This window comes from Burkholderia sp. COPS (assembly GCF_019425585.1).
Classification (GTDB): Bacteria; Pseudomonadota; Gammaproteobacteria; order Burkholderiales; family Burkholderiaceae; genus Burkholderia; species Burkholderia cepacia.
In genome coordinates, this window is the sequence record NZ_WIXR01000019.1 from 133,146 (window position 1) to 158,314 (window position 25,169).

Sequence of the window (25,169 nt, forward strand, 5' to 3'; positions counted from 1 at the left end):
TGTTTTATACAAGATCGCGCGGGCACCCCGCAGGTACGCTTCTCTCACATCGAATCGCCGATGCCTCCGTGGCTCGTCACTCGTTGATCGGGTGGCCATCGCGGTCCGGCCGTTTCATTTCGGCGCACCTGCCGAGACAGCACGTAGGTTTTCCCGTAAAGCCCCGCGCGGCCGCCCGCCCCGAAACGGCATGGCGCTGCGCCGGTCCGCCCAACCCTCCTGGAGTCGACGCATGAAGAATCGCGATACGTCTACGCGTCTTGATCACGCAACGGGTGCGCCCGTCACCGACAATCTGAACATCGAAACGGCCGGCCCGCGCGGTCCCGCGCTGCTGCAGGACATCTGGCTTATCGAGAAACTCGCGCACTTCGACCGCGAGGTCATTCCCGAACGACGCATGCACGCCAAAGGATCGGGCGCGCACGGCGTATTCACGGTGACGCACGACATCTCGCGCTACACCAAGGCGAAACTCTTTTCGGAAGTCGGCAAGGCAACGCCGGTATTCATGCGCTTCTCGACCGTCGCCGGCGAGCGCGGCGCCGCGGATGCCGAGCGCGACATCCGCGGCTTCGCGGTGAAGTTCTATACGGAAGAAGGAAACTGGGACATCGTGGGCAACAACACGCCCGTGTTCTTTTTCCGTGACCCGCTGCGTTTTCCCGATCTCAACCATGCGATCAAGCGCGACCCGCGCACGGGACTGCGCAGCGCAAACAGCAACTGGGACTTCTGGACGCTCCTGCCGGAAGCGCTTCACCAGGTCACGATCGTCATGAGCGACAGGGGTATCCCGCGCAGCTATCGCCACATGCATGGATTCGGCAGTCATACGTTCAGCCTCGTCGATGCCGACAACCGGCGAACGTGGGTGAAATTCCACTTCCGTACACAGCAAGGCATCGCGAATCTGACCGACGGCGAAGCCGAACAGCTCGTGGGCAAGGATCGCGAAACGCATGGCCGCGACCTTTACGAAAGCATCGAACGCGGCGACTTCCCGCGCTGGACCCTCTTCATTCAGGTGATGAACGACGATGAAGCCAGGGCGCTGCCGTTCAACCCGTTCGACCTGACCAAGGTCTGGCCGAAAAGCGATTTCCCGTTGATCGAGGCAGGCGTGCTCGAATTGAACCGCAACCCGGGCAATTATTTCGCCGAGGTCGAGCAGGCGGCGTTCTCGCCCGCGAACGTCGTGCCCGGCATCGGCTTTTCGCCGGACAAGATGCTGCAGGCGCGGCTGTTCTCTTATGGCGACACGCAACGTTATCGGCTGGGCGTGAACTTCAATCACATTCCCGTCAATGCGCCGAAGTGCCCCTTCCACAGCTACCACCGCGACGGCGCCATGCGCACCGACGACAACCTCGGCGGCACACCGTCCTACTACCCGAACAGTTCCGGCGAGTGGGAAGTGCGGCCCGGTCTTCACGAGCCGCCGCTGCGGATCGAAGGCGACGCCGCACATTGGGACCACCGCGTGGACGTCGATCACTTCGCGCAGCCCGGAAATCTGTTTCGCCTGATGAGCCAGGCGCAACAACAATTGCTGTTCGATAACACCGCTCGCCAGATGGCCTCCGTCCACGCGCATATCCAGGAGCGCCACATCGTCAATTGCGCGAAGGCCGACCCAGAGTACGGCGCGGGCGTTCGCGAGGCGCTGGCAAGAATCGGGGCAACGACTGCGACGAAGTAGCCTGCCATTCACGTGCGGCGTCCACCACGACGCCGGCGTCCGCTCACATTTCGATGGAGAACCGTCATGTCGCAGGTCATTCAGGATGTCGCCGTGCCCGACAGTCAGCTTGCGCGGGAAATTACCGAGTTCGTGCGCGACACGTCCACCCCGCTGCTCTTTCATCATTCGAGCCGCGTCTATTTGTTCGGCGCCCTGGAGGGCGCGCGCCGCGGCCTGAAATTCGATCCGGAACTGTTGTACGCGGGCGCCATGTTCCATGACATCGGCCTCACCGGCGCGTACAGCAGCGCCACCGAACGCTTCGAAGTCGACGGAGCCAATGCGGCCCGCGAGTTTCTCTCGGGCCGGGGCATCACCGCAGCCGACATCGATCTCGTCTGGACGGCCATTGCGCTGCATACCACGCCCGGCATTCCGCGCCATATGCACCCGGTCGTTGCACTGGTGACCGCCGGGGTCGAGATGGATGTGCTCGGACTTTCATACCACGCGTTCTCGCACGAGGAACGCGAAGCCGTGACGCGTGCGCATCCGCGTCCGCCGCACTTCAAGGAAGAGATCATTCAGGCGTTCTACAACGGCATCAAGCACAAACCGGAGACCACGTTCGGCAACGTGAAAGCCGACGTGATCGCCGACAAGGAGCCTCATTTTCATCGGGGGAATTTCTGTTCCGTCATCCGCAACTCGGCATGGCCGGGTTGACGATGCGGTGTCCCGCGCATCGATGCCCGGCCAGTCGCGCCGCGCCAACCGATCGCGACCGCATGCTGGTCCGCATAGGCAGAAAACACCGGCGATCGCATCGTGCGAGACGGCAGGCCGGTGTCCATCAACGGAATCATTCACACTGAGGTGAACATCATGGGCAAGCTTGCAGGGAAAGTGGCCGTTGTAACCGGTGCGTCGAAGGGTATCGGCGCCGCCATCGCCAAGGCGCTCGCGGCAGACGGCGCGTCGGTCGTCGTGAACTACGCAAGCAGCAAGGCCGGCGCGGACGACGTCGTGTCCGCCATCACCACGGCCGGTGGGAAAGCCGTTGCCGTGGGCGGCGACGTGTCGAAGGCGGCCGACGCGAAAGGCATCGTCGATGCGGCGATCGAAACGTATGGCCGCCTCGACATCCTCGTCAACAACTCGGGCGTCTACGAGTTCGCACCGATCGAAGCGTTCACGGAAGCGCAATACCGCAGGCAGTTCGACATCAACGTGCTCGGGGTCCTGCTCACGACACAGGCCGCCATCCAGCACCTCAGCGAAGGCGCCAGCATCATCAATGTCAGCTCGGTCGTCTCGACGCTCACACCGGCGACGACCGCCGTCTACAGCGGCACGAAAGGCGCGGTGGATTCCATCACCGGCGCGCTCGCACGTGAACTCGGGCCGCGCGGTATTCGCGTGAACACGATCAATCCGGGCGTGATCGTGACCGAAGGCGCGCAAAGCGCCGGGGTGATCGGATCGGAGTTCGAGCATTCGGCGGTCAGCCAGACGCCGCTCGGGCGCGTGGGCAGACCGGACGACGTCGCATCGATTGCGGTTTTCCTCGCCTCCGACGACGCAAAGTGGCTGACGGGCGAGCACATCGTCGCCAGTGGCGGCATGCGCTGACGCAGGTTCGCGAAACCGCGGGCGTACGGTCGACATCGACAAACAGAAATGTGACGGTCGTTCCGGATCGCCCGCGGTTCAGTGGGTTGCCGCGTGAAATCGAAGCGTGACGACTGCAGTCGCTGAAACGAAACGACGATGCCCACACTTCCAGAAGCGTGACCCGCCTGCGCGGGTCGCTGCTCGCCGCCACGCTGCAAACCGGCGGACGCCGGTGCGACAAGCCGTTTGCGATCGCCAGCTCGACATCATGCTCCGTATTGCCCTGCCGCCACAAAGCAGCCATTCGAATCGCGGCTTAAAGCTTCAACTTTCTATTTGCCCACTCAGCGCACGTACGCTTTATCCAGATGCATGCTGCGATGCCAACTGCCCAAGCGGGATTCATGTCAAAGGCAAAACGCGCCGGGCAACGGTATAACCAAGCGAAATTTCCACATCAGGTGCATGTTGACAGACATCGGGATCGTTCCATGCACTTGCCAGCGGTAGCCAGCCTGACAGAAAGCCTGTTCCGCCGCAGATGGCACCCCCACCGTCGCCGCCGAACGTCAGTCCTGCCTGGGTCGTCAACTCCATCTTGTACGGATCGGAGGCAATGTGCAGACCGAATGCGTTCGCGACGCGATGGAATTCCCAGTCACGACGAAAGCCAGCCTCTGGCCGTTCAAGCTGGCCGGAGGAGAGAGCCCACTGGCGTCGCCACGTGGCTTCCTCGGGGCTGATGTCGGTTGGATAGCGATCGCAGGGCACATGATCGCCCCACCGAAACAGCGTGGTCGCGCCAGTACCGCAGAAATATTCCCATTCGTCGGGAGTCGGCAGACGGAATCCCGCTTCGATGAAGTTCGTCGCAATTGCCGCATGTGACAGGTCGTTCTCATCGGCCCGCTCAGCAATGATGTGACCGCTATCGGTGACTGTCACACGGGTGGTGACGTCACCGAAGCTGGTCACGCCGCGCGGATGCTGCTGCAACAGCGCCTGCACTTCTGCATCTGAGGAATCGATCTGCCGCCAGCCCACCTCCGCGTATTGATTTTCGACCAGTAGCGGAGCCACTGTTGCGGTCCTGATCTCGCTGGTACGGGCGTCGACATAATCGTGCAACGATTCTTCGATGCCGTATTCCTGAGCGGTATCCCGCCAGCTTTCGATCATGTCGGGTGTCGGTGTCCAATTGGCTACATCAAAGCCTAATTGGACGGTGTTGCCCGGAATTAGCGAGAAACGTGCTGTCCCTAGAGTGAACTGAGCTATTTCACATTGTCGGCCCGCGAGCTCGAATGAGCGAACCGCGTCGAAAGCAAACCCGGTGGGCAAACCTTGTGCAAGTTCGTACGATGCGCGCTCTCGTTGAGATGGCGCTGCATGCTGCCATTCGGAAAAATTGTCATACAAAGCCATCTCTGAACTCTCTTGGTGAAGTGACTGTGTCTTTTGCCATGAAATGGTATGACTCCAACTCGGCCCCAGAAATGATAAGTCGCAATCGCGGGCGAGACTGCCAAAAACTGTCACGAATGGTGTTCGTTACAGGTCGAATTGTCGGCGATGTGGAGCGCAATGGCGGATGTCCATAACTGGCCGAATAGCGCCAGACGTTCGCCACCCTGCTACCGCCCTTCGAATCCGAACGGATTGACTTCCGGCGTTGATAGACTTGTGCCCGACGTTTTCGTCCCTGAACACCTCGTATCGATGCCCCCAAAGTCCAGCCAGGCTGACGTGCGTGATTTGAGGAACCAGTGGCAAAGCGTCTTGGCGGCTGCCAAAATGGCGCCCTCCGCAGCCGCCTGAGCCACGACGGCGAGCGTGCCAAGTAGCCGCAGCCGCGCGGGAAGTCTCGACCAAGCGGCACCCCAAGCCCTGCGTCGATCATCAGAGGCGTATCTAACAGGTCATCGCTTTGAAATTGTCATTTGAAGTTCTCGAAGTGCTCGATGCCATAGACCGGACTGGCACGTTCGCGGAAGCGGCCTCGCTGCTTCATCGCGTACCGTCTGCACTGACTTACCTGGTGAAAAAGACAGAGGCTGATCTTGGCGTCGCCCTGTTTGATCGCAACGGCCGGCGTGCGCAGCTGACGGAGGCTGGGCAACTGCTCGTCGAGGACGGTCGTCGTTTGCTGCGAGCCGGGCAGAATCTGGAGAGCAAGGTTCGAAGCGTCCATGCGGGTTGGGAGGCTGAGCTCAGGCTGTGCGTCGACGAGATTCTTCCGTTGCCTTCGTTATGGCCGTACGTGCGTGCTTTCTACGAACTGAATATGACGACACGGCTCCGTTTATCGACCGAAGTGCTCGGCGGCGTTTGGGACGCGCTCGTGACGGGGCGTGCGGATATCGCGATCGGCGCCGCGGGAGAGCCGCCACACGCGCCCAACATTGCAGCAAGGCCCATCGGCCTGTTACGTCACGCTTTTGTCGTGGCGCCTGATCATCCGCTTGCCGTGAACGAAAAGCCACTCGACAGCGGCGCAATTTCAAGTCACCGCGGCGTCATCATCAGCGATACGTCGCGTGACCTCGAGCCGAGATCGGTGGCCATTCGTGACGGACAACCGGTCATCGTCGTACCGAACCTGGCCGCCAAAATCGACCTCCTTTGCGAAGGCATGGCCGTCGGCATGCTGCCCGCGCCCGTCGCCGAGGAGTTGATACGCCAGGGCAAGCTCGTGGAGTGCCAGGTAACAGGCGTGCGGTCGCAAACGAACTGCTACCTCGGCTGGCGCGAGGATAAGACAGGGCGTGCGTCGAGATGGTGGATCGAACAACTGGATCAGGTCGATCTGATATCCAGGCTTTTCAGCGCGGGCCGCATCGCTGCCTGAAGCAAATGCCCGTCTCGCACCTCGGCGCCGACTCGTCGGATGCGAAAGCACCCGGCCCCGGACTTCGCGTCACGGCCGCACGTGCACGATCCTGCATCTTCGGGTCGCGTCTGTTCGGCAAAACGGTTAGCCCGACCATCGGGAATATCCGGACCCGGGATTTGGGCCGGGCACGCACCGAAGCCACCCGACTCAAGACGTTGGTCGAAGACGGTAAAGATCCGCGCGAATCGCGGGCAGAACAGCAAGCTGCCCACGAAGCCCGACAAGTTGAAGCGCGACGTCGAGACGTTCCAGACGCTTCCAATGGCGGGCACGGCGCGGTTACAGCCGGAACGGCACGTCGTGGTTCACATCGCGCCCCTCCCCTGATAGTCGGTCCGTAACGACCGGCGCGTCACCGTCCGTCAGATGGGGATGGCGGATTGCCGAAACGACGCGCCATGCGCGGTGTCCGGCAGGCGGTCGCGGCCGCTCAGCCGCGAGCGGAAGGTGCCGGCCGGCGCCGTCGTGCGGTACAGGCCGCGCTTTTTCAGTTCCGGCACGATCAGCTCGGCGAAATCGTCGAGCGTGCCCGGGCTGATCAGCGGATTGAGCATGTAGCCGCTCGTCGTCGACTGGCGCGCATGCTCGGCGAGTTGATCGGCGACCTCGCTGGGCGAGCCGACGAGGATCAGGTCGGTGCCACGCGTGACGCTCGCGAACTTGCGCCGCACGTCACCGGCTGTGAGCGGCTTGCCGCTGCCGTCGGGCCGCACCACATAGGACGTGAGCCCTTCCGTGTGCGTGGTCAGCGGTTCGTCGTCCGCATAGCGGTCGATGTCGATGCCGGTATCGCCCGCATAGCTGACGAGTTGCGCGTGCTGGTGGTAGTGCTGCTGCAGCGTGTGGTATTTCTCCTTCGCGTCGATCGACGAACGCGCGGTCACGATCCGCAGCACGGTCAGCGACTTCACATCGTCCGCCGCGCGGCCGCGCTCCGTCGCCAGCCGGCGAATCTCGTCGAGGCCCGCACGAATCTCGTGCGGATTCGACTTCGCGACGAACACCACCTCCGCGTGCTTCGCCGCGAATTCGCGCCCCCGCCCGGACCAGCCGGCCTGGATCAGCACGGGCGAGCGCTGCGGCGAGGGCGCGCAGACGTGCGGCCCCTGCACGCGATAGTGCGTGCCTTCGTGCGCGATCGGCCGCACGCGGTCGCCGCGCGCATAGCGCGGCGCTTGCTTGTCGGCGACCACCGCATCGTCCGCCCAGCTCCCTTCCCACAGCTTGTACACGACGTCGAGGAATTCCTCCGCGCGCGCATAGCGTTCATCATGGCCGATCATCCGTTCGAGCCCGAAGTTGCGCGCAGCGCTCGTCAGGTAGGACGTCACGATGTTCCAGCCGATCCGGCCGTTGCTCAGATGATCGAGCGTGCTGAAGCGGCGTGCGAGCGCGAACGGATGCTCGTAGGTCGTGCTCGCGGTCACGCCGAACGCGAGCCGCTCGGTCTGCGCGACAAGCGCCGGAATCAACATCATCGGATCGTTCGCGGGCGACTCGACCGCCCACTGCAGCGCGGCATCGGCCGACCCGCCATAGACGTCGTACAGGCCGAGCACGTCCGCGAAGAACAGCATGTCGAGGTCGGCCTGTTCGGCCGTGCGAGCGAGGTTCGACCAGAACGCGAGCGTATTGGCGCGCAGCCGTTCATCGGCGGGGTGGGTCCACAGGCTTGGTGCGCCACCGCAACCGACACTGGCTTGTTCATACAGGGAAAACAGCAACGGGCGAGGATCGGACATCGTAGAAATCGGTATCAGGAAAGGAATCAGTTGGTCGCGGCCCGCGCACCCGAGGACGCGCGGCGGCGGCGCCGTGCTGGCGTGCGCTCGTCCGGCGCGCGCGTAAGGTAGCGATTGACGTGCTGCTCGAAACGGCCCGCGGGAATGATCAGCAGCGCGACCAGTACCACATAGACGATCGCCGCACCGGCCAGCGGTTCGTACACGCGCAACGTCTCGAAGCGCAGCGTATTGGCCGTTCCCATCACATCGAACACGGTCACGGTCGAAGCGAGGACGGTCGATTTCAGCAGCAGGATCGCCTCGCCGGTGAGCGCGGGCAGCGCGAGCCGCCATGCGCGCGGGCCGACGATGCGGCGCAGCACCTGCGCGCGCGTCATGCCGTATGCGTGCCCGGCTTCGATCTCGCCGGCCGGCACACCGGCGATCGCGCCGCGCAGGATCGTCGCGACATACGCGCTCTCGTTCACGCTCAACGCGACGATCGCGTACCAGAACGCGTCGCGCAGCAGCGGCGATGCCCAGCTGTCGCGCATCCATTCGCGCGGCACGATTTGCCCGAATCCGTAGTACAGCAAATAGAGCTGAACGAGCAGCGGCGTGCCGCGAATGAGCATGATCCAGCCGCGCGCGGACCAGCGCAGCGGCGCATGGCGCGCGCCGGCGGCGAGCGCGAGCGGCACGCCCAGCAGCACGCTGGCCGCGCCCGACACGAGGGTCAGCGCGAGCGTCGTCGGCACCGCGGCGAGCAGCTTCGGCATCACCGTGTCGAGCAGGAATGGCAGCGAGAAGATCATGCGGTTGCGCGCCTCGTGCCACGGTTCGCGTGGCGCTCGAGCGCCGCGAAGAGTCCCGTCGACGCGATGCTCAGCAACAGGAACAGCGCGGCCGTGACGAGATAGAAGAATACGTAGTGGCGCGTCGCGCCGGCCGCGAGCTGGCTCGCCTTCAGCAGATCCGTGAACGAGCCGAGCACGCTGATGAACGACGCATCCTTGGTCGCGTTGAGCCACACGTTGCCCGTGCCCGGCAACGCGAGCCGCGCGGCGGCCGGAAGCCGGATGCGCGCGAACGTCTGCCACGGCGTCATCCCGTACGCATACGCGGCTTCGATCTGCCCGGCCGGCACGTTGACGAGCGCTGCGCGGAAGATGTCGGTCAGATACGCACCCTGGATGAACCCGAGCGACAGCGCCGCGACGAGGAACGGCGGGAACGCGAAGCCGTCGGGCACGAGGCCGCCGCGGTGCAGCGCGGCCTCGACGGCGGGCGCGAGCGCATAGAACGCGAGCAGCAGGCACAACAGCTCGGGCAGCGCGCGCACCAGCGTCGTGTAGAGCCGCGCGAGCCACGCGAGCGGCGCGTGGCGCGACAGCTTGCCGAGCGCGCCGGCGATGCCGAGCAGCACGCCGGTGCCGAACGACGCTGCCGCGACGCCGAACGTCAGCGCGAACGCGCCCGCGAACACGCGGCCATAGCCGCCGTCGCCGAATGCGAGCAACGCGAGCAGCGAATCGTCCGCGGCCATCGCGTCAGCGGCCCTTCTCGATCGTGCCCTTCAGGTTCGGATAGCGGGCGGTGATCGCATCCCACGTACCGTCCTGCTGCAGTTGCGCGATCGCGGTCGACAGCTTGCCGCGCAGCGCATCGCCCTGGCGCACGCCCGCGCCGATGCCGAGGCCCAGCACCGGATTGTCCGCGCAGGTCGCCTTGACCTCGAAGTCCTTGCCGTCGCGCGACGCGAGGAAGGCCGTAAACAGCCCCTTGCCTTCCTGCACGTAGTCGACCCGGCCGGACACCAGATCCGCGAGCGCGTTGTCGAACTTGTCGAAGGCCTTGATCTGCGCGTCCGGCTTGAAGCGGGAGTCGAGGAACGCCGAGAAGTTCGTGCCGGCCTCGACGCCGATCACGCGACCCTTGAAGCTCGCGGGCACCGCGCAATCGACGCGGCGCCGGTCGCTTTTCGCGCCGACGAACACCGTCGGCGACTCGTAATAGGCACGGCTGAAATCGATCGCCTTCTGCCGTTCGCCGGTAATCGTCATCGACGACCAGATCACGTCGATCTTGCGGTTCTGCAACGCCGGAATCAGGCCGTCCCACGCAATGTCGGTGAGCTCGCAGCGCACGTTCAGTTTGCCGCAAGCGGCATCGAGCAGGTCGATTTCCCAGCCCTTCCACTTGCCGGCCGCGTCCTTCGAGAAGAACGGCGGATACGACTCGGCGTCGATGCCGACGCGCAACGTCGGCTGGGCTGCATGGGAAGCCGGCACGAGGCCGAGTACGAACAGCGCGGCCGCGGCACGGCGGACCCTGGAACGCATCAAACGATTCATGTGGCGAATTTCTGAAATAACGTCGAAACGACCGGCGTTGCAGCCGGCAGGAGGCCAGACTGTAAAGCGCGCGCAAGCGTGTACCAAATGGTTATTTTTTCGATGGATATCTGATCGCGCGATATGGCGCAACGGCGCCCCGCCGAACGCGAAGCACGGTGCACCGTTCGGCCGTTCGCCCGCTCACGCCAGCGCCGTTTCGCGCCGCAAAGCCGGCAACTCCAGATTCGCGCGGAAATCGCCGCCCACGTAGTCGGTATCGAGCAGGCCGCGACGCCGCAACTCGGGCAGCAAGCCGTTGAGCAGCAGGTCTTCCTGTTCGGGCTGGCCGAGCCCGTGCAGCGACAGCACGTCGACGAGCCCCGCGCGATAGCGCTCCTCGATCGCATCGGCGAGTTGCTCCGGCGTGCCGGCGACGAACCAGTGACCGGTCTCCTGCGCGCGGACGATCAGCTCGCGCAGCGTCAGCCGCTGGCGCGCATAGCCGACGAAGATCGCAACCCGCCCGCGCCGGCGATGCACGCTGTCGATGGCCGGCAGCAGCGACGCCGGCAACGGCTGGTCGAGCGGCAGGTCGCGCAGGTCGACGACGCCGCCGAGCATGTCGGCGAGCTTCAGCCTGCCTTGTTCGTAATCGATACGTTCATGCTTGTCGCGCAACCGTCGCGCGACGTCGGCATCGGATTCGCCGATCACCGAATGGAACGAGTTCATCACGAGCGGCAGTCGGTCGCCGCGGCCGAATGCGATGGCCTGCCGATGCAGTTCGGCCACGAATGCGCGCGCATCTTCGTGCGTCGGCTGCGACGTATACACAACCTCCGCGTACCTCGCGCCGAGCGATACGCCGCTGGTCGATTGACCCGCCTGAAACAGCACCGGCCGGCGCTGCGGCGACGGCGGCACGTTCAGCGGCCCCTGCACCTGGAAGTGCTCGCCGTGATAGTCGATCGCGCCGAGCTTGCGCGGATCGACCGAGATGCCACCGCCCTGCCCGCGCCGCGTCGCGCCCGGATCGTTCGCGTCAAACAGCGCGTTGACGACCTCGACGAATTCGGCCGCACGTGCGTAACGCCGTTCGGGGTCGGGCAGCGCCGCATCGCCGAAATTCTCCTCGCCGACCGACGACGTCACCGCGTTCCACGCAGCGCGGCCGCCGCTCACGTGGTCGAGCGTGCCGATCAGCCGCGCGAGGTTGTACGGATGGTGATACGTTGTCGACACCGTGGCGACGAGGCCGATCGCCGACGTCGCCTGGCTCAGCGCCGCCAGCGCGACGATCGGCTCCTGGCTGCCCGTCGTGCCGGCGAGGCCGGCCGAATCGGCCTGCAACAGGTCGGCGGTAAAGAGGCCGGTGATCTTCTCGGCTTCCGCCTTGCGTGCGAGCGACGCCGCACGTCGCACACCGTGTACGACATCCGCATCGCCGGGTGCGTACAGCACGCTCGCCGCGCCGACGAGCGTCTTCAACCGTCTACGTGCGCCGCTCATGACGCGGCTCCGTTCGTCGCGCGATGGCGCGTAGCGAGGGTTCGCGTCTCACGCAGTACGCTTTTGTTATTCATCTGTATTCCTCTTGATTCCGTTCGATCTGACACTTCGTGTCGGCATCGTGGCCCCGCATCGCCCGGCAGGCACCGGGCGCACGCCGCGAGGCGACGCGCAGTCAACGACCATAATGCAAGCCCCCCGGTCGGCCGGAACGAATATTTTCGGCTTTCGATATTCTTCTTGATTGTTTGACCGTGCGAACGGCGCCGCAAAATAATTCGGCATGCCAAACCCGTTGATCAGGCCGTTTCGACCCGCGCCGATCGCTTCATCATGACGTTCGACGCCATCCGCTCAGACTCCGATTCGTCCGTTTCGACCGCGTTGCCGTTCCGCTTGAGCGTGCTCGACAAGAGCCCGGTCGCGCCATTCGGATACGTTTATCTGCTGTGGTGATAAAGATCGCTGCTCGCGCATACGACGCCGGCGAGCAATACCGTGTGCAGTTGCGCGCCGAAATCGCGCACGCATTCCATCACGGACTTGTTGCGGCGCACGAGGAAGCGTCAGCTGGCGCCCGCCGCCAGGTGTCCACACCGGGCCCGCTCGACACATGCGCACAGCGCTTCGGCGATAGCGTCGATCGGTGTGCCGGGCCCGAACGTCGCCGCGACACCCTTCATCTTCAGGTGTCGCGCATCCGCCACGGGAAAGATTCCGCCCAACACCACCTGAATCGCGGCGTCATACGACGCCAGTGCGTGGAGTAGTCCTTCGACCAGTTCGAGGTGGGCACCCGACAACGACGAAATGCCCACGATGTCGGCGCCATATGCGTGCGCGGCTGCCGCCACACATGCCGGCTGCTGAAACAGCGGCAGGCGCAGGACGTCGAATCCGGCGTCCTCGAGCCCAGCTGCGACGACGGCCGCACCGCGGTCGTGTCCGTCCTGGCCGAGCTTGGCGATCATGATGCGCGGCCTGCGTCCCACGCGTTGCGCCAGCCGGTCGACGCAGCCCTTCGCCGCCCGCCATGCAGCGTCGCCTCGCCGATGTTCGCCGTAGACGCCCTCGCCGTCCGCTTCCACCGCCACGACATGCCGCGGCCATACCGATTCCAGCGCGCGCGTACACTCCCCGACGGTCGCACGTGCCCGCATGCAGTCGATCGCCAGTGCCAGCAGGTTTCCGGTGCCGTCGCGCGCGGCATCGGCCAGCCGCTGCAACGCCGTCGCAACCCGCGCCGGATCGCGCGCGGCCTTGACGGCTGCGATTCGCCGCCCCTGCCCGGCACGCACGTGACGGCCGTCGATCTCGCACACCATGAATTCGCCAGTCGGTTCGTCCGCGACGAAACGGTTCACGCCAACCACGGTCCGGCGCCCCGAATCGACCTGCGCCTGCGTCGCGGCCGCGGCGCGCAGCAAGCGCCGCCTGACCCAGCCGGACTCGATCGCGGCGATCACGCCGCCCTGCGCGTCGATGGCGGCCAGCTCGGCGCGCACGCGTGTCGCGATGTCGTCCGTCAGCGACTCCATCATGTACGAGCCGGCCCACGGATCGACCGTGTCGCACAGTCCCGTTTCATGCTGCAGAATCAGCTGCGTATTGCGCGCGAGGCGCGCCGCCGCCGCGGAAGGCAGTGCAAGCGCTTCATCGTACGCATTCGTGTGCAGCGACTGCGTGCCGCCGAACGCCGCGGCCATCGCCTGCGCCGTCACGCGAACGATGTTGTTTTCCGGCTCCTGTGCCGTCAACGACCAGCCCGACGTCTGGCAGTGCATGCGCAGTGCGCACGCCCGGGGCGAACGCGCGCCGCACGCGTGTGCGATCTCCGCCCACAGGAGGCGCGCCGCGCGCAGCTTGGCGATTTCCGTATAGAAATCGCTGCCAACGCCGAAGAAAAAGCTCAAACGGGAGCAGCCTTCATCGGCAGGCATGCCGCGTGCGGCCAGCGTGTCGACGTACGCGCGGGCGTTCGACAGCGTCAGCGCGAGCTCGAGCACGGCATCGACGCCGGCTTCCTGGAAGTGATATCCCGACACCGACAGCGCATTGAAGCGTGGCGCATGCCGCGCGAGCCACAACGCCACATCGGCGACGATCCGCATCGACGGCTCCGGCTCGAAGATCCACGTATTGCGGACCATGTACTCCTTCAGGATGTCGTTCTGAATCGTCCCGCCGATCCGCTCGGGCGGCACGCCCTGCTCCTCGGCGGCCACGACAAACGCCGCCATGATCGGCAGGACCGCGCCATTCATCGTCATCGACACGGTCGTCGCGTCGAGCGCAATGCCGTCGAACAATCGCACCATGTCCTCGACCGTATCGATCGCGACGCCGGCCACGCCGACGTCGGCCCGCGCCTCGGCACAGTCCGAGTCGTAGCCCCGCTGCGTTGCCAGGTCGAATGCCACGGACAACCCCTGCGCGCCCTGCTCGAGTGCCGTGCGAAACGCGAGATTGGAATCCGCGGCGTCGGCATGCCCCGTGTATTGCCGGATCGTCCATGGGCGATCGGTATACATCGACGCGTACGGCCCGCGCACATAGGGCCACGCTCCGGGCATGCCGTCGAGATGCGCGACGGCGTCGAGATCGCTGTGCGTGTAGAGTTTCCGCAGCGGCACCGCGCGCGCGCCTCGATCGTTCCGAGTGACGTTCTCCACGCCGGTGCCCGGCTCCATGCGTGCCGCTTCGTTCATGCCCGACTCCAGCGCTTTTGCGTGATCACATCGGCAATCTTCGTCCCGTCGCCGTCGCGCACGATTTCGCTCCAGTGCAACAGGCCATCTGCATCGGATCGAGCACGCGCGAAACGCACGGTCAACGAATCGCCGATGTCGAGATTTCCGTGAAAGTACAGTTGACGCGCCGCCAGCACGGGGGCTTGCTCGAAGCGGTAATGCTGCCATTCCGCGCGGTCGACGAATGCCTGGAAGCTGGCGAAGTAAAGCAGGTCCGCGCCATTGAAATCCATGTTCGGGCACGGCAGAAACGAGACGCTTGCGCCGTCGCCCTCCGCGAGGCCGGCGAGCGCCGGCACGATCGACGCATCCCGCACGCGCAACTTCTTCGCACGTTCCGCCATCGCCAGCGCATCGGCCGGGACGGGTCCGGTGCGGCCGTCGATGCCGGTCATGCGCGCCTTCGCCACCGAGCGGTTGCTGCCGGCGTGTTCGCGCGTCACGAACGTCGACATCATCCGCACGATACCGGCTTCGTCGTCGCCGTGCCGGATCCGCTGCTCGCTGAAATGGCGAATCGGGCCGACCCTGCGAAGCGCGACATGAAGCGCGAACGTGTCGTTCTCGCGAATCACGTGACGGCGGTTCATGTCGACGTGCACCGCAACGAACGACGCATAGGCACGCCGCCCCTCGTCGTCGAAGAACTCGGGGACGTCGCGGCCGCCGTGCGCGGCCAGCGCGTCCCAGTGACGCTGCCCGCACTCCTTGAGCAGCCAGTTCTCCGCGAGCCCCGTGTGCGCGAGTTGCGGCATGCCGGCCCGATAGCGATGGATGGCGGTATGCATCGGCGTCAGGCGGCCAGGCTTTCGGCCGAGCGCCGCGCGGCCGTCGTCCCGGTCTGGATCTGGTCGACGATATGGGCGGCATCGCGCGCCACCCCGGAGAATCGCCCGGAACCCCACGTATATAGCCAGGGCAGCCCGACGAAGTAGAGCCCCGGAACCGGCGTCACACCGCGCCGGTGCGCGGGATAACCGCGGCCGTTGAATACCGGCGCATCCAGCCAGCTGAAATCCGGAGTGAAGCCGATGCACCAGACGACCGATGCGATGCCGCTGGCCGCGAGATCGAGCGCCGTGCGCTCGCCGGCCGGACGCCACACGGGCTCGTAGCGCGTCGCCGGCGGCGCCGCGATCCCGTTCTTCTCGATATGGGCATCGATGCCGGCATTGATCCGGTTGTACGTATCGTCGGCGCTGTCGAGCTGCGCCGACAGATCCGCGGAGAAGCGCAACTGCCCGCCTGCGAAATCCTCCAGCCGGCCGTACAGTTCCATCCCTTCGGCCGCAAAGCGGCGCAGATCGATATCGCGCCCGCCATCGCGGCCGGTCACGTAGTGGTTGGTATTGTCGCGCACGCCTTCGCGCAGCGGATGTGCATCGACCGGCATGTCGTAGTACTGCATGTCGGCCAGCCAGTCGACGACGTCCCTGCCCCGGTAGAAACGCGCACAGCGCGGTGCATCGCCCACCGCGAGGAACACCTTCCGCCCGGCGAGGTGGAGGTCTTCCGCGATCTGCGCGCCCGACTGCCCTGATCCGACCACGAGAACCGGCCCGTCCGGCAATGCGGCCGGATTCCGGTATTCCGACGACTGGATCTGCACGATCGTTGCCGGCAACCGCTCGGCCATCCGCGGCACGATCGGCCGATGGTAGCCGCCCGATGCAACGACGACCTGATCCGCCGTGTACGCGCCGCGCGACGTCGCGATGCGATAGCGTCCGTCCGCGTCGCGCGTCACACGCTCGACGGCGGTATGTTCCAGCACCGGTGCGTCGACGCTGCGGATGAATCCGTCGAGATACTCGACGATCTCGTCTTTCGTCATGAACCCGTGCGGATCGGCACCGCGATACGGATAGCCCGGCAGCGCGCACTGCCAGTTCGGCGTCACGAGACAGAACGCGTCCCAGCGCTGCTTGCGCCACGTGTGCGTCACGGTCTCCTTTTCGAATACGAGATGATCGATACCTGCCTGCTTCAGGTAGTAGCTGATCGACAACCCCGCCTGCCCGCCGCCGATGACGGCTACGCGCAGATGGGAATCGGAATCCGGGAGGCTGGATGAAACAACGGGTTCGCTTGACATGATGCAGTCCTGAATGTGTGTTGAAGAAGACAGTGGATTCCTGCGTGCCTTACGCCTCAAACGAGTTCGATGACGGTCACGGTCGCGTCGCCCTGCGGCGCAAATCGTTCCGCGTTCGCTTCGATCCGTGCCAGCTCGTCCATCGCGGCCGAGCACGCGAATCCGTATTTCTCGCGGACGCGATCGGACGCGATACCCAGTGCGCGTCGGGCTCGCTCGACGAAGTCGTCGAGCGCGTACTGCGTCTCGGGCGTGAAGAATTCCGACACGACGGTCGAAGGCGAATAGCAATTTGTTTCCGACTGATCGGGCCAACGAACCCGAAAATGCATGACCGGCATGATTCCTCCTCATTCAGTGGACACGACTCGCGCACGCTGCGCCAGCCGGGCCCGGTAGATATCCAGATGCCTTCGCGCACTCGCTTCCCATGAGTAGCGGTTCAGCACTGCGGGGACGGCATGTGCGAAATCGGGAACACGCCGTCCCGAGAGCGCGTCGTGCAGCGCGTCGGCAATCGAATCCACTTCGGCGGGATCGGCCCACACGCACGCGTGCTCGTCCAGATACTCGGTAAAGGGTTCGATTTCGGACACGACGACCGGTTTTCCGCAAGCAAGCCCCTCGAGCACGACCAGGCCGAATCCCTCTCGAACCGACACCATCGACACCACGTCGGCAGAGTGCATCAGCGCGACCAGCGCCGCGTCGTCGAGCGGCCCCGTCGACACGACGGGTTCGTCGACGCCGATCCCCAGCCCGAGGGCAGCGGCGCGCGCGACGAAGCGGCGCGCGTATGCGTCGTGATCGAGAAGGCTCGCGCCGCCCGCGATCACGAGCCGTGCATCGGGCATCGTGCCGCGCAATCGGGCGAACGCCTCGAGCAACGCGATCGAGTTTTTTCGCTCCTCGATCCCGCCGATCGCCAGGACAATCGGACCGCCGTGCAGGCCATACCGCTGCCGCACCGCCTGCATGTCCGCCTGGTCCGCACGAGAGAACCGGGCAACGTCCACGCCGTTGGGCACCACGCTTGCGTCGACCCCGAACGTCTTGCGCATCGTGGCCGCCCACACGGCGCTCACGCACAGCACCTGGTCCGCCGCGCGCCACGCACGTTCCTGCCAGCGTTCGAGCTGCGGGTCGTCGAATACGTCGAGGTGATGCACGGTCCGTACGAAGCCGTCTATTGCGCCTGACTGCCGCAACTCGGCCAGCGCATTGCCCGTGATGCTGTCCTGTGCATGCAGGACGTCGAACCCGCCCGCCTCGTGCTCCTGCAATGCGCGCCTGATCGCGGCAATCCGCGCGGACACCATTTCCGCGATGCTGCCAGGGCGGCCATCGACGCGCGCCAGCACGACGCGGCACGGGACATCCCGGAACATCGCCTCGCCCGGCGCGGCCGGCGCGAACACGGTGACGTCGTTTCCCGCTTCGTGCAGCGCACTGGCGATTTCAAGTGCGTGCACGACACCGCCGCGCGGATTCACCGAATGGGTCAGCAGCGCGATGCGCAACGCGTCGCCACTCATCGGACACCTCCGCCGCCGGTCATAAACGGTTCGATCCCGAAATCCCACAGCACCGCCGTTTCGCCCGCTTCTTCGACCACGACCTCGCGCGTTGCGTCGATATCGCCGATCACGGCGCACGCGAGCCCGCGCGCCGCGAAGCGTTCCACGATCGCGTCGGCATGCGCCGGCCGGACCGACATCAGGAACCCATAGCTCGGAAAGGCCGTCAGCCAGCGATCGAAGTCGACGCCGGGCGGGCGCGGGATCGCGTCCAGTTCGATGCGCGCGCCCACGCGCGAGCATTCGACAAGCATCAGCGCCGTCCCGAGCATGCCCGCCATCGAGATATCCTTCGCGGCATCGCACAGCCCGTCTTCGGCCAACGCCGGCAGGATCTCGAGATCGCCGCGCAGCCGGGCCGGCGGCGCGCCGACCGACGCATTCCAGAACGGATACGGATCCTCGAATGCGCCACGCAGGTCGACCGCCATCATCAGGCGATCGCCCGGCCGCGCACTGAAGCTCGACAGCAGCGCGCGGGCCCGGCCCAGGATCGATACGGCCAGTTGCCCCTGCGCGCTGCGCGTGTTGCTGTGGCCGCCGACGATCGGCACGCCATACGCCGACGCAGCCGCGGCCATCCCGGCGAGCACCGGCCGCGCGGCGTCGATTCCGTCGCTCCACAGTGCATCGACGACGGCGATCGGCCGCCCGCCCATCGCATAGATGTCGCTGACGTTCGCCATCACGCCGCTGTACCCCGCGAACCACGGCATCGACTCGACGAAATCGCCGACCATGCCCTCGATCGCGAACAACAGGTAACCGTCCGCATCGGGAATCGCCGCGCAGTCGTCGCCGAGTGCCACCGCCTGTGCAAGATCCCGCTCGCCGTTCGGCAATGACGCCGCCAGCGATGCGACCACGCCGGAGATGTCGTGCTTGTGCTGGAAGCCGCGACTTGCGCGCAGCGTTGCGATGCGACCGTCGACACTCATGGCCGAACCTCCGAGCGCAGGACGAAACCCTCGAACGGCGTGCCGCACGGCGGATAGTGCGCAAGCCGGGCCTGCATCAGTTGATGAGGACGTCCGAACAACGTTTCCTCGCCGAGCGCATCCCAGTGAAGCCGACGAAACAGCGGCACGTTCTGCGATTGCACGTGTGCGACGAAGGTCCGGCAACCTTCGGCATGCGCGCTGCTGACGGCAAGTGCGATCAGCATCGAGCCGATCCTGCCCTGCCTGCGAAATGCCGGATGCACCGCCAGCCGCGAGCCCATCCAGGTGCCGGGCACGGTTTCATGAATCCGCACCGTGCCGACCACCTGCTCGGGCAGCCCCGCGCAGCAGCTGACTGCGACCAGCAGTTGCGCGTGGCGATCGATATCGTCGCGATCGTCGCCGGCGAAGATCCCCTGCTCGATGCAGAACACCGCCCGGCGCAATTTGTACGCTTCGTCGATCTCCCACGGAAGTGCCGCCCATTTGATCCGGTATTCGGCGGGTCGGTAGGTGTCGCGGCAGTCGGCCAGTCCCATCTCTGCGCAGTACATGCTCACCCCTCGTAGGTCGAAAGCGACGAGCAGGCGCCGCACTTTCCGCAGCCTGCCTTGATGTCGGCGGAGCGCATGCCGGCGTCGCGCAGCATGGCGCCGAGCGGTTCGAGCACCGCCCGCATGAAGTCCGGCGACGGCGCGGGATGACTCTCCAGCGGCGTGCCGCTGATCGGGACGAACGGCACGACGAACGGATACACGCCAAACCCGATCAGTTCGCGCGACATGTCGAGGATCGCGGCCGCGCTGTCGCCGAGCCCGGCGAGGATGTAGGTGCTGACCTGGCCGCGGCCGAACACGCCGACGGCCGCGCGGAATGCCGCCATGTATCGGGACAGCGGCACGCTCGCCTTGCCCGGCATGATCCGTTCGCGCACCGCCGGCGTCACGGCTTCCAGATGCATGCCCAACGTATCGATCCCGCTTGCCTTCATCCGGTCGAACCAGCTGTCGTCGTCGGGCGGCTCGCATTGCGCCTGGATCGGGAGATCGACGGCCGCCTTGATCGCGAACGCGCTTTCGCACAGCACGCGCGCACCGCGATCCGGCGTCGGCGGTGTGCCGGTCGTCAACACCATGTGCTTGACGCCGTCGAGCAGGACCGCCGCGCGCGCAACCTCGGCGAGCTGTTCCGGCGTCTTCCGGGCGATCGTCCGGCCGGCCGCGAGCGACTGGCCGATCGAGCAGAACTGGCAGGTCTTGCGCCGGCTCTCGTAGCGAATGCAGGTCTGCAACACCGTGGTCGCCAGCACGTCGGCGCCATGCAGCGTCGCGATGTGCGAGTACGGCACGCCGTCCAATGTCTGCAACGCGTAGAAGCGCGGGCTCGACGGAAAGCTGATGCTCGCGATCGGGATGGTGCCGCGCGAGAGCAGGCTGACGCCCGCCGCATCGGGCGCCGCCGCGACGAACGGCGAATCCCACGCGGTACTCGTGTGCACCGGCACCATGATGGTCACGCCGTCGACCGTCACGGCCTTGTGATCGGACGGCCCGGCGCCGCCGCGCCGGCTCGCGGCGCCCACCCGCGGATCCGCGAGGCGCAGCCCGACCGACTGCAGTTCAGTCATCAATTGCCGGCTCTGCACCGACGGTTTCGCGTTCGCGCTCATGGCAATGTCCCTCGAAGTCGCGTGCGGCCGGCACGCTGAGCCCCATCGGGGTCACCGTCGTCGCCGGCCGATCGTTGATGGCAAGACTCAGCAGCTCCGGCCGTGCATAGTGGCCGACCGAATCCATCATTCGCTTGCGCTTGGTGATCAGCGACATGTCCAGGTCGGCGATCACCATCCCTTCGCCCTCCCGCAAGGGCTCGGCCAGATGCTGCCCCTCCGGTGACACGATCGCGGTATTGCATCCGCCGCGCAGGGCTTTCTGCAGATTCGGATCGCCCGTGATCGACTCGATCTGGGCGTCCGTCAGCCAGCCGGTCGCATTGACGACAAAGCAGCCCGCTTCGAGCGCGTGGTGGCGGATCGTGACTTCGATCTGTTCCGCAAAGATCGGGCCGACCAGCGAGCCGGGAAACTGACTGCAATGAATTTCCTCGTGCTGCGTCATCAGCGCATAACGGGCGAGCGGGTTGTAGTGCTCCCAGCACGCGAGCGCACCGACCCGTCCGACACCGGTCTGCGCAACCTTGAGTCCGGCCGCGTCGCCCTGCCCCCAGATCATCCGCTCGTGAAACGTCGGCGTGATCTTGCGGCGCTTCACCGCGAGGCGCCCGTCGACGTCGAAGATCAGCTGCGTGTTGTACAGGCTGCCGTGATCGCGCTCGTTCACGCCGAGCACGACCACCATCCCGTGCAGACGCGCGCGCTCCGCAACGGCATGCGTCACGGGGCCCGGCACCGCCACCGCCTGCTCGTATAGCCGCATGTGATCGGCGCCGGATGCGACCGGCGTCCGCACGAACGAGAAGTACGGGTAATACGGCACGAATGTTTCAGGAAAGACGATCAGCTGGACGCCCTTGCCGGCGGCCTCGTCGATCGCCGCGCAGACCTTGTCGAGCGTGCCGCCGGCGCGTTCCAGATCGGGAGCGATCTGGACGGCTGCCGCCCGGACGGTGCGTTTGTCGGACATGATGGCACCCGTCATTCGATCAAACGGTCCAGGTATGGATGACCAGCGCGTTCTCCTTGCGGTGAAGCAGCTGGATATCCAGCACGTCGAGCGGATTGATCGGTCGAATGCCCTCGATCAACGACGCTTCGCCATGCCCGTAGAGCGCCTGCAGCGCAAAACGGCACGCGTAGACTTTCCCGCCTTCTTCCATGAACTTGACGAGTTGCTTGTTGAAGTTCAGATGACCGGGAAACGCCTCGTCGCCGAGCGTCGGAAACCCGCGCTGAAAGCCGAGCGTCACGCCGGGGCCATAGAGCAGCACCGACGTCTCGAATCCCTTGCGTTGCAGGCGAGTCGCCTGCAGCAGGTTCACGAAGCCGATCGATCCCTCGAACGCAACCGTGTGGAACGTCACGAGCGCTTTCTCGCCCGGTTCCGCCTTGACGTCTTCGAACACCTTTTCCTCGTAATCGACGAGGAAATCTCCCTTCTTGTGCAACGGCTGATTGACTGCGGGCATGGCACGCTCCGTTTGATAATGAGTTCAGTGATATTCCCGAACACTTTCGAGTCCGGGCGATCTCATTAACGCAACGCATATGCCAACCAGGCACAGACCTGATGCGATCACTCTCCGATCATTCAATCGATAAATGCCGATGCAGCCGGTCCGATCCTTGCGTGACCGAATGCGGTTCGGACAGGAAGTGTCCCGTCCGGGCGACGGCGCGCACCCGTGTGAAGCAACAAGCAAGCATGCGTGCGCATCGAGCGTGCATCCATGCATCAATCCGATACATGATGCGATCAATGCAATCATCTGGCTTCGGAATGGCGAGATAGATATTTCCGATTAATGCGCCATGCTAACGTTTTGATGAATCATCAAATGGAAACAGGTATGGATTACATAATCCATCATTGGTCGAAGCGACTCCTGGAAAGCAGGAAGCCGGCGTACCTGCTGATCCCCGACCTGATCGAGGAAGACCTGGCGGCGGGCCGGCTGAAACCACGCGACCGCCTACCCGGGCTGCGCGATCTCGCCGGTGCGCTGAACCTGAACTACACGACGGTGGCCCGCGCGTATGCTGAAGCCCGCAGGCGCGGCTTGCTCGATACACGGGCAGGAAGCGGTACGTTCGTGCGCGGCCCAACCCGGACGATCCCGCTGTCGGGCGGGAGCAGCATCGAGATGTCGATGAACATGCCACCGGAGCCGCCCGGGATGGCCGGGCGACTGCAGGAATCGGCTGCCGCGTTGTTCGCCGCGGCGGACCCTTACCAATTGATGCGATATCAGGATTTCGGCGGCACACCGGCGGATCGCGCCGCCGGCCGCGCATGGCTGGCCAATCGCCTGCCCGGCTGCAGCAGCGATACCGTGCTCGTTTGCCCGGGAATCCACAGCGCCCTCGTCGCGCTCGTTTCCCGGCTTGCGAGCCGCGGTGACTCGATCTGCCTCGATTCACTCGCTTACCCCGGCATCAAGGCCATCGCATCGCAACTGGGCGTGCGGTTACAGCCGCTGCCACGGGACGACGACGGGCCGTTGCCGCATGCCTTCGAATCGCTCTGCCGAAGCGGACAGCCTGCTGCGCTGTACTGCAACCCGACCCTGCAGAACCCGAGCACGCTCACGATACCGTTCCGGCGCCGCGAAGCGTTGGCCGATATCGCCACACGCTACAACGTGCCCATCATCGAGGACGATGCCTATGCGATGCTGCCGCAGAGCGCGCCGCCCCCGCTGGCGCTGCTGGCGCCAGAACTGACCTACTACGTGACCGGCATGTCGAAGAACTTCGGCGCCGGGTTGCGCATCGCTTACCTGCTCGCGCCGACGGTGCGCGAAGCGCAGCGGATCGCCGGCGCACTGCGCGCCACGACCGTGATGCCGAGCCCGTTCACGATGCTGCTGTCCACCCAGTGGATCAACGACGGCACGGCGAGCGAGATGCTGGCCGCGATTCGATCGGAGGCGCATGCACGGCAGGCGATCGCCAGCCGCGTTCTCGGCGCATGGCCTTTCGATGCCCACCCCGACGGTTTCCATCTCTGGTTGCCGATTCCGGGCGAGTGCCTATGGACCGCACCGGATCTGGCGCAGCATCTGCGGAGTCGAAACGTCGCCGCCGTGGCGAGCGCGGCATTTTCGACGGACGGCGACCCGCCGGCGGCGATCCGTATCTGCCTTGGCGGGCCGCAGGATCGGGAGCAGTGCCGGGACGGCCTGGAACTCGTCGCGGATGCACTGACCGACGCGCATCATCTTTATGGTGCGGCGATGTAGCGGCCGATACCGCGTCGAAGACAAATAGGCGCCTCCCGGTTCGCCATCGCGCTCGACCCGCGACCGTTAGAACTTGTGCCGAATGCCAATCCGCGCCGCAGTCTGAAAACTCGTGCTGGACGGTGATCCGAGCGCTGCTTCGATTTGCGCGCCGTGTGCATGATCGTGCGCGAGCGCCCCGACGAAATACACGTCCGTTCGCTTGGAAATGAAGTAATCCGCCCCGACGGTCACCTGGTTCGCGCTGCCGACGCCGTTGTTGCGCTGTTGGAACTGGAACCCTGCTCCAAGCGAAATATCGGGCTTGACGAAGTAAGTCATGCCACCGTCGTAGGTCAGCGCCCGAGCCTGGGTGCCGCTGCTCAACTGAATATCGGTCACGACACCGAATATCTGCGCTTTCCCCAGGCTGTAGGTTGCACCGCCGGCGTATTCGGTCAGATTCGCGGAGCTGGTCGCGTTATGCTGCTTGAAATACGACAGCGATGCGGCGAGCCCGCCTTGGCTGTAGTTCAGCAGAAAGTTCATCGAGCTGTTGGTGCCCAACGAGCCGGCGACGTTGCCGAAACCATACATCGCCCCGACACTGAAACCCGAAATCGTCGGCGAAAGATACTTCACCGAGTTATTGACATTGTCGCCCCACAGCCGGTTGTCCAGCGTATAGCCGCCAGCCGCATACGCCGGAATGCCCCACGCGAGGATCCCCGCTGCCGTATTTCCCGCAATCGAGTACGCCGGAAAGATATCGCCGATGAAGTCGTATTGCCGCCCGAGCGTCAGCGTCCCGAACCGCCCGTCAACGCCGACGAAGGCTGCACGATTGAACAGCAGCCCGCTTTGCGCCAGGGCCCCGTTGGAAAGTTGAAAGCCGCTTTCGAGCGTGAAGATCGCCTTGAGCCCGCCACCCAGGTCCTCTTTACCCGTCAGCCCCCAGCGATCTCCCTGCGAAGACCCGGACGCAAACTGCACGAGCGCGCCATGTCCGGTGCTCGATGTCGCATTGTTCGTGTACGTAATACCCGCATCCACCAGCCCGTACAGCGTCACTGAGGACTGTGCATGTGCCACGCCGCATCCGACCGCGGCGCACAGCACCATGCTTCGCTTGATGACCGTATTCATATCG

Annotated in this window: 23 protein-coding genes and 1 pseudogene; 7 read left to right on the forward strand and 17 right to left on the reverse strand. The window is 65.1% G+C overall.

The window, feature by feature from the left end:
* The first annotated feature begins 232 nt into the window (after window positions 1-232).
* From FOZ70_RS19040 to FOZ70_RS19050, 3 genes are all read left to right on the forward strand, one after another.
* The gene (locus tag FOZ70_RS19040) at window positions 233-1,702 is read left to right on the forward strand and encodes a catalase (RefSeq protein WP_059622671.1); all 1,470 of its coding nucleotides are present in this window, start codon (window positions 233-235) and stop codon (window positions 1,700-1,702) included.
* A 66-nt stretch (window positions 1,703-1,768) separates the two neighbouring features.
* Window positions 1,769-2,410: an HD domain-containing protein gene (locus tag FOZ70_RS19045; RefSeq protein WP_021156918.1), complete on the forward strand. Its 642-nt coding sequence runs from the start codon at window positions 1,769-1,771 to the stop codon at window positions 2,408-2,410.
* 159 nt (window positions 2,411-2,569) lie between these two features.
* The gene (locus FOZ70_RS19050; RefSeq protein WP_219706461.1) at window positions 2,570-3,316 is read left to right on the forward strand and encodes a glucose 1-dehydrogenase; all 747 of its coding nucleotides are present in this window, start codon (window positions 2,570-2,572) and stop codon (window positions 3,314-3,316) included.
* 384 nt (window positions 3,317-3,700) lie between these two features.
* Here FOZ70_RS19050 and FOZ70_RS19055 read toward each other — a convergent pair whose 3' ends face one another.
* Window positions 3,701-4,723, reverse strand: coding sequence for a hypothetical protein (locus tag FOZ70_RS19055; protein ID WP_219706463.1), 1,023 nt, complete (start codon window positions 4,721-4,723; stop codon window positions 3,701-3,703).
* 502 nt (window positions 4,724-5,225) lie between these two features.
* Here FOZ70_RS19055 and FOZ70_RS19060 point away from each other — a divergent pair.
* Both FOZ70_RS19060 and FOZ70_RS19065 read left to right on the forward strand, forming a co-directional pair.
* On the forward strand, window positions 5,226-6,146 hold the full coding sequence (locus tag FOZ70_RS19060; protein WP_059677375.1) for a LysR family transcriptional regulator: 921 nt from the start codon (window positions 5,226-5,228) through the stop codon (window positions 6,144-6,146).
* Window positions 6,147-6,184: 38 nt separating this feature from the next.
* A pseudogene (locus tag FOZ70_RS19065) lies at window positions 6,185-6,439 on the forward strand (integrase arm-type DNA-binding domain-containing protein); the annotation flags it as partial.
* 114 nt (window positions 6,440-6,553) lie between these two features.
* Here the strand turns inward: FOZ70_RS19065 and FOZ70_RS19070 are convergent.
* The 5 genes from FOZ70_RS19070 to FOZ70_RS19090 form a co-directional block, all read right to left on the reverse strand.
* Window positions 6,554-7,933: an LLM class flavin-dependent oxidoreductase gene (locus FOZ70_RS19070; RefSeq protein WP_059496931.1), complete on the reverse strand. Its 1,380-nt coding sequence runs from the start codon at window positions 7,931-7,933 to the stop codon at window positions 6,554-6,556.
* A 26-nt stretch (window positions 7,934-7,959) separates the two neighbouring features.
* The gene (locus tag FOZ70_RS19075) at window positions 7,960-8,730 is read right to left on the reverse strand and encodes an ABC transporter permease subunit (RefSeq protein ID WP_021156913.1); all 771 of its coding nucleotides are present in this window, start codon (window positions 8,728-8,730) and stop codon (window positions 7,960-7,962) included.
* A complete protein-coding gene (locus FOZ70_RS19080; RefSeq protein ID WP_219706466.1) occupies window positions 8,727-9,461 on the reverse strand; it encodes an ABC transporter permease subunit in 735 nt (244 codons plus the stop codon). The genes FOZ70_RS19075 and FOZ70_RS19080 overlap by 4 nt, the downstream gene beginning before the upstream one ends.
* A 4-nt stretch (window positions 9,462-9,465) precedes the next feature.
* Complete coding sequence (locus FOZ70_RS19085; protein ID WP_059496937.1) at window positions 9,466-10,269, reverse strand: transporter substrate-binding domain-containing protein; 804 nt, start codon at window positions 10,267-10,269, stop codon at window positions 9,466-9,468.
* Window positions 10,270-10,452: 183 nt separating this feature from the next.
* Window positions 10,453-11,760, reverse strand: a complete 1,308-nt coding sequence (locus tag FOZ70_RS19090; RefSeq protein WP_219706468.1) for an NtaA/DmoA family FMN-dependent monooxygenase — start codon at window positions 11,758-11,760, stop codon at window positions 10,453-10,455.
* A 333-nt stretch (window positions 11,761-12,093) separates the two neighbouring features.
* Here FOZ70_RS19090 and FOZ70_RS38100 point away from each other — a divergent pair, with 333 nt between their 5' ends.
* Window positions 12,094-12,216 carry a hypothetical protein gene (locus FOZ70_RS38100; protein WP_258025661.1) on the forward strand — a complete coding sequence of 41 codons (123 nt, stop codon included), beginning with the start codon at window positions 12,094-12,096 and terminating at the stop codon, window positions 12,214-12,216.
* Window positions 12,217-12,326: 110 nt separating this feature from the next.
* Here FOZ70_RS38100 and scpA read toward each other — a convergent pair whose 3' ends face one another.
* Genes scpA through FOZ70_RS19140 form a run of 10 tightly spaced genes read right to left on the reverse strand, consistent with a single transcriptional unit; the run spans window position 12,327 to window position 22,267 of the window.
* The gene (scpA, locus tag FOZ70_RS19095; RefSeq protein WP_219706469.1) at window positions 12,327-14,468 is read right to left on the reverse strand and encodes a methylmalonyl-CoA mutase; all 2,142 of its coding nucleotides are present in this window, start codon (window positions 14,466-14,468) and stop codon (window positions 12,327-12,329) included.
* Window positions 14,465-15,298 (reverse strand): Pnap_2097 family protein, encoded by an 834-nt coding sequence (locus tag FOZ70_RS19100; protein ID WP_059553617.1) that lies wholly within the window; start codon window positions 15,296-15,298, stop codon window positions 14,465-14,467. Before FOZ70_RS19100 ends, scpA begins: the two co-directional genes overlap by 4 nt.
* A 5-nt stretch (window positions 15,299-15,303) precedes the next feature.
* A complete protein-coding gene (locus tag FOZ70_RS19105; protein ID WP_219706470.1) occupies window positions 15,304-16,605 on the reverse strand; it encodes an MSMEG_0569 family flavin-dependent oxidoreductase in 1,302 nt (433 codons plus the stop codon).
* 56 nt (window positions 16,606-16,661) lie between these two features.
* Window positions 16,662-16,946, reverse strand: a complete 285-nt coding sequence (locus FOZ70_RS19110; protein ID WP_021156903.1) for an MSMEG_0570 family nitrogen starvation response protein — start codon at window positions 16,944-16,946, stop codon at window positions 16,662-16,664.
* Between the two features lie 9 nt (window positions 16,947-16,955).
* Window positions 16,956-18,140: an MSMEG_0565 family glycosyltransferase gene (locus tag FOZ70_RS19115; protein WP_219706471.1), complete on the reverse strand. Its 1,185-nt coding sequence runs from the start codon at window positions 18,138-18,140 to the stop codon at window positions 16,956-16,958.
* Window positions 18,137-19,120 carry a sll0787 family AIR synthase-like protein gene (locus FOZ70_RS19120; RefSeq protein ID WP_059496974.1) on the reverse strand — a complete coding sequence of 328 codons (984 nt, stop codon included), beginning with the start codon at window positions 19,118-19,120 and terminating at the stop codon, window positions 18,137-18,139. The genes FOZ70_RS19115 and FOZ70_RS19120 overlap by 4 nt, the downstream gene beginning before the upstream one ends.
* Window positions 19,117-19,677 (reverse strand): MSMEG_0567/Sll0786 family nitrogen starvation N-acetyltransferase, encoded by a 561-nt coding sequence (locus FOZ70_RS19125; RefSeq protein WP_027789319.1) that lies wholly within the window; start codon window positions 19,675-19,677, stop codon window positions 19,117-19,119. The genes FOZ70_RS19120 and FOZ70_RS19125 overlap by 4 nt, the downstream gene beginning before the upstream one ends.
* A gap of 2 nt (window positions 19,678-19,679) precedes the next feature.
* On the reverse strand, window positions 19,680-20,750 hold the full coding sequence (locus FOZ70_RS19130) for an MSMEG_0568 family radical SAM protein (protein ID WP_219706557.1): 1,071 nt from the start codon (window positions 20,748-20,750) through the stop codon (window positions 19,680-19,682).
* Window positions 20,743-21,765, reverse strand: a complete 1,023-nt coding sequence (locus tag FOZ70_RS19135; protein ID WP_060072684.1) for a Nit6803 family nitrilase — start codon at window positions 21,763-21,765, stop codon at window positions 20,743-20,745. The genes FOZ70_RS19130 and FOZ70_RS19135 overlap by 8 nt, the downstream gene beginning before the upstream one ends.
* A gap of 19 nt (window positions 21,766-21,784) precedes the next feature.
* A complete protein-coding gene (locus FOZ70_RS19140; RefSeq protein WP_219706472.1) occupies window positions 21,785-22,267 on the reverse strand; it encodes an MSMEG_0572/Sll0783 family nitrogen starvation response protein in 483 nt (160 codons plus the stop codon).
* Window positions 22,268-22,648: 381 nt separating this feature from the next.
* On the opposite strand from FOZ70_RS19140, the gene FOZ70_RS19145 reads away from it, so the two are divergent.
* Complete coding sequence (locus tag FOZ70_RS19145; protein ID WP_042972983.1) at window positions 22,649-24,040, forward strand: PLP-dependent aminotransferase family protein; 1,392 nt, start codon at window positions 22,649-22,651, stop codon at window positions 24,038-24,040.
* A 66-nt stretch (window positions 24,041-24,106) separates the two neighbouring features.
* Here FOZ70_RS19145 and FOZ70_RS19150 read toward each other — a convergent pair whose 3' ends face one another.
* Window positions 24,107-25,165: a porin gene (locus tag FOZ70_RS19150; protein ID WP_258025662.1), complete on the reverse strand. Its 1,059-nt coding sequence runs from the start codon at window positions 25,163-25,165 to the stop codon at window positions 24,107-24,109.
* Window positions 25,166-25,169 lie beyond the last annotated feature (4 nt).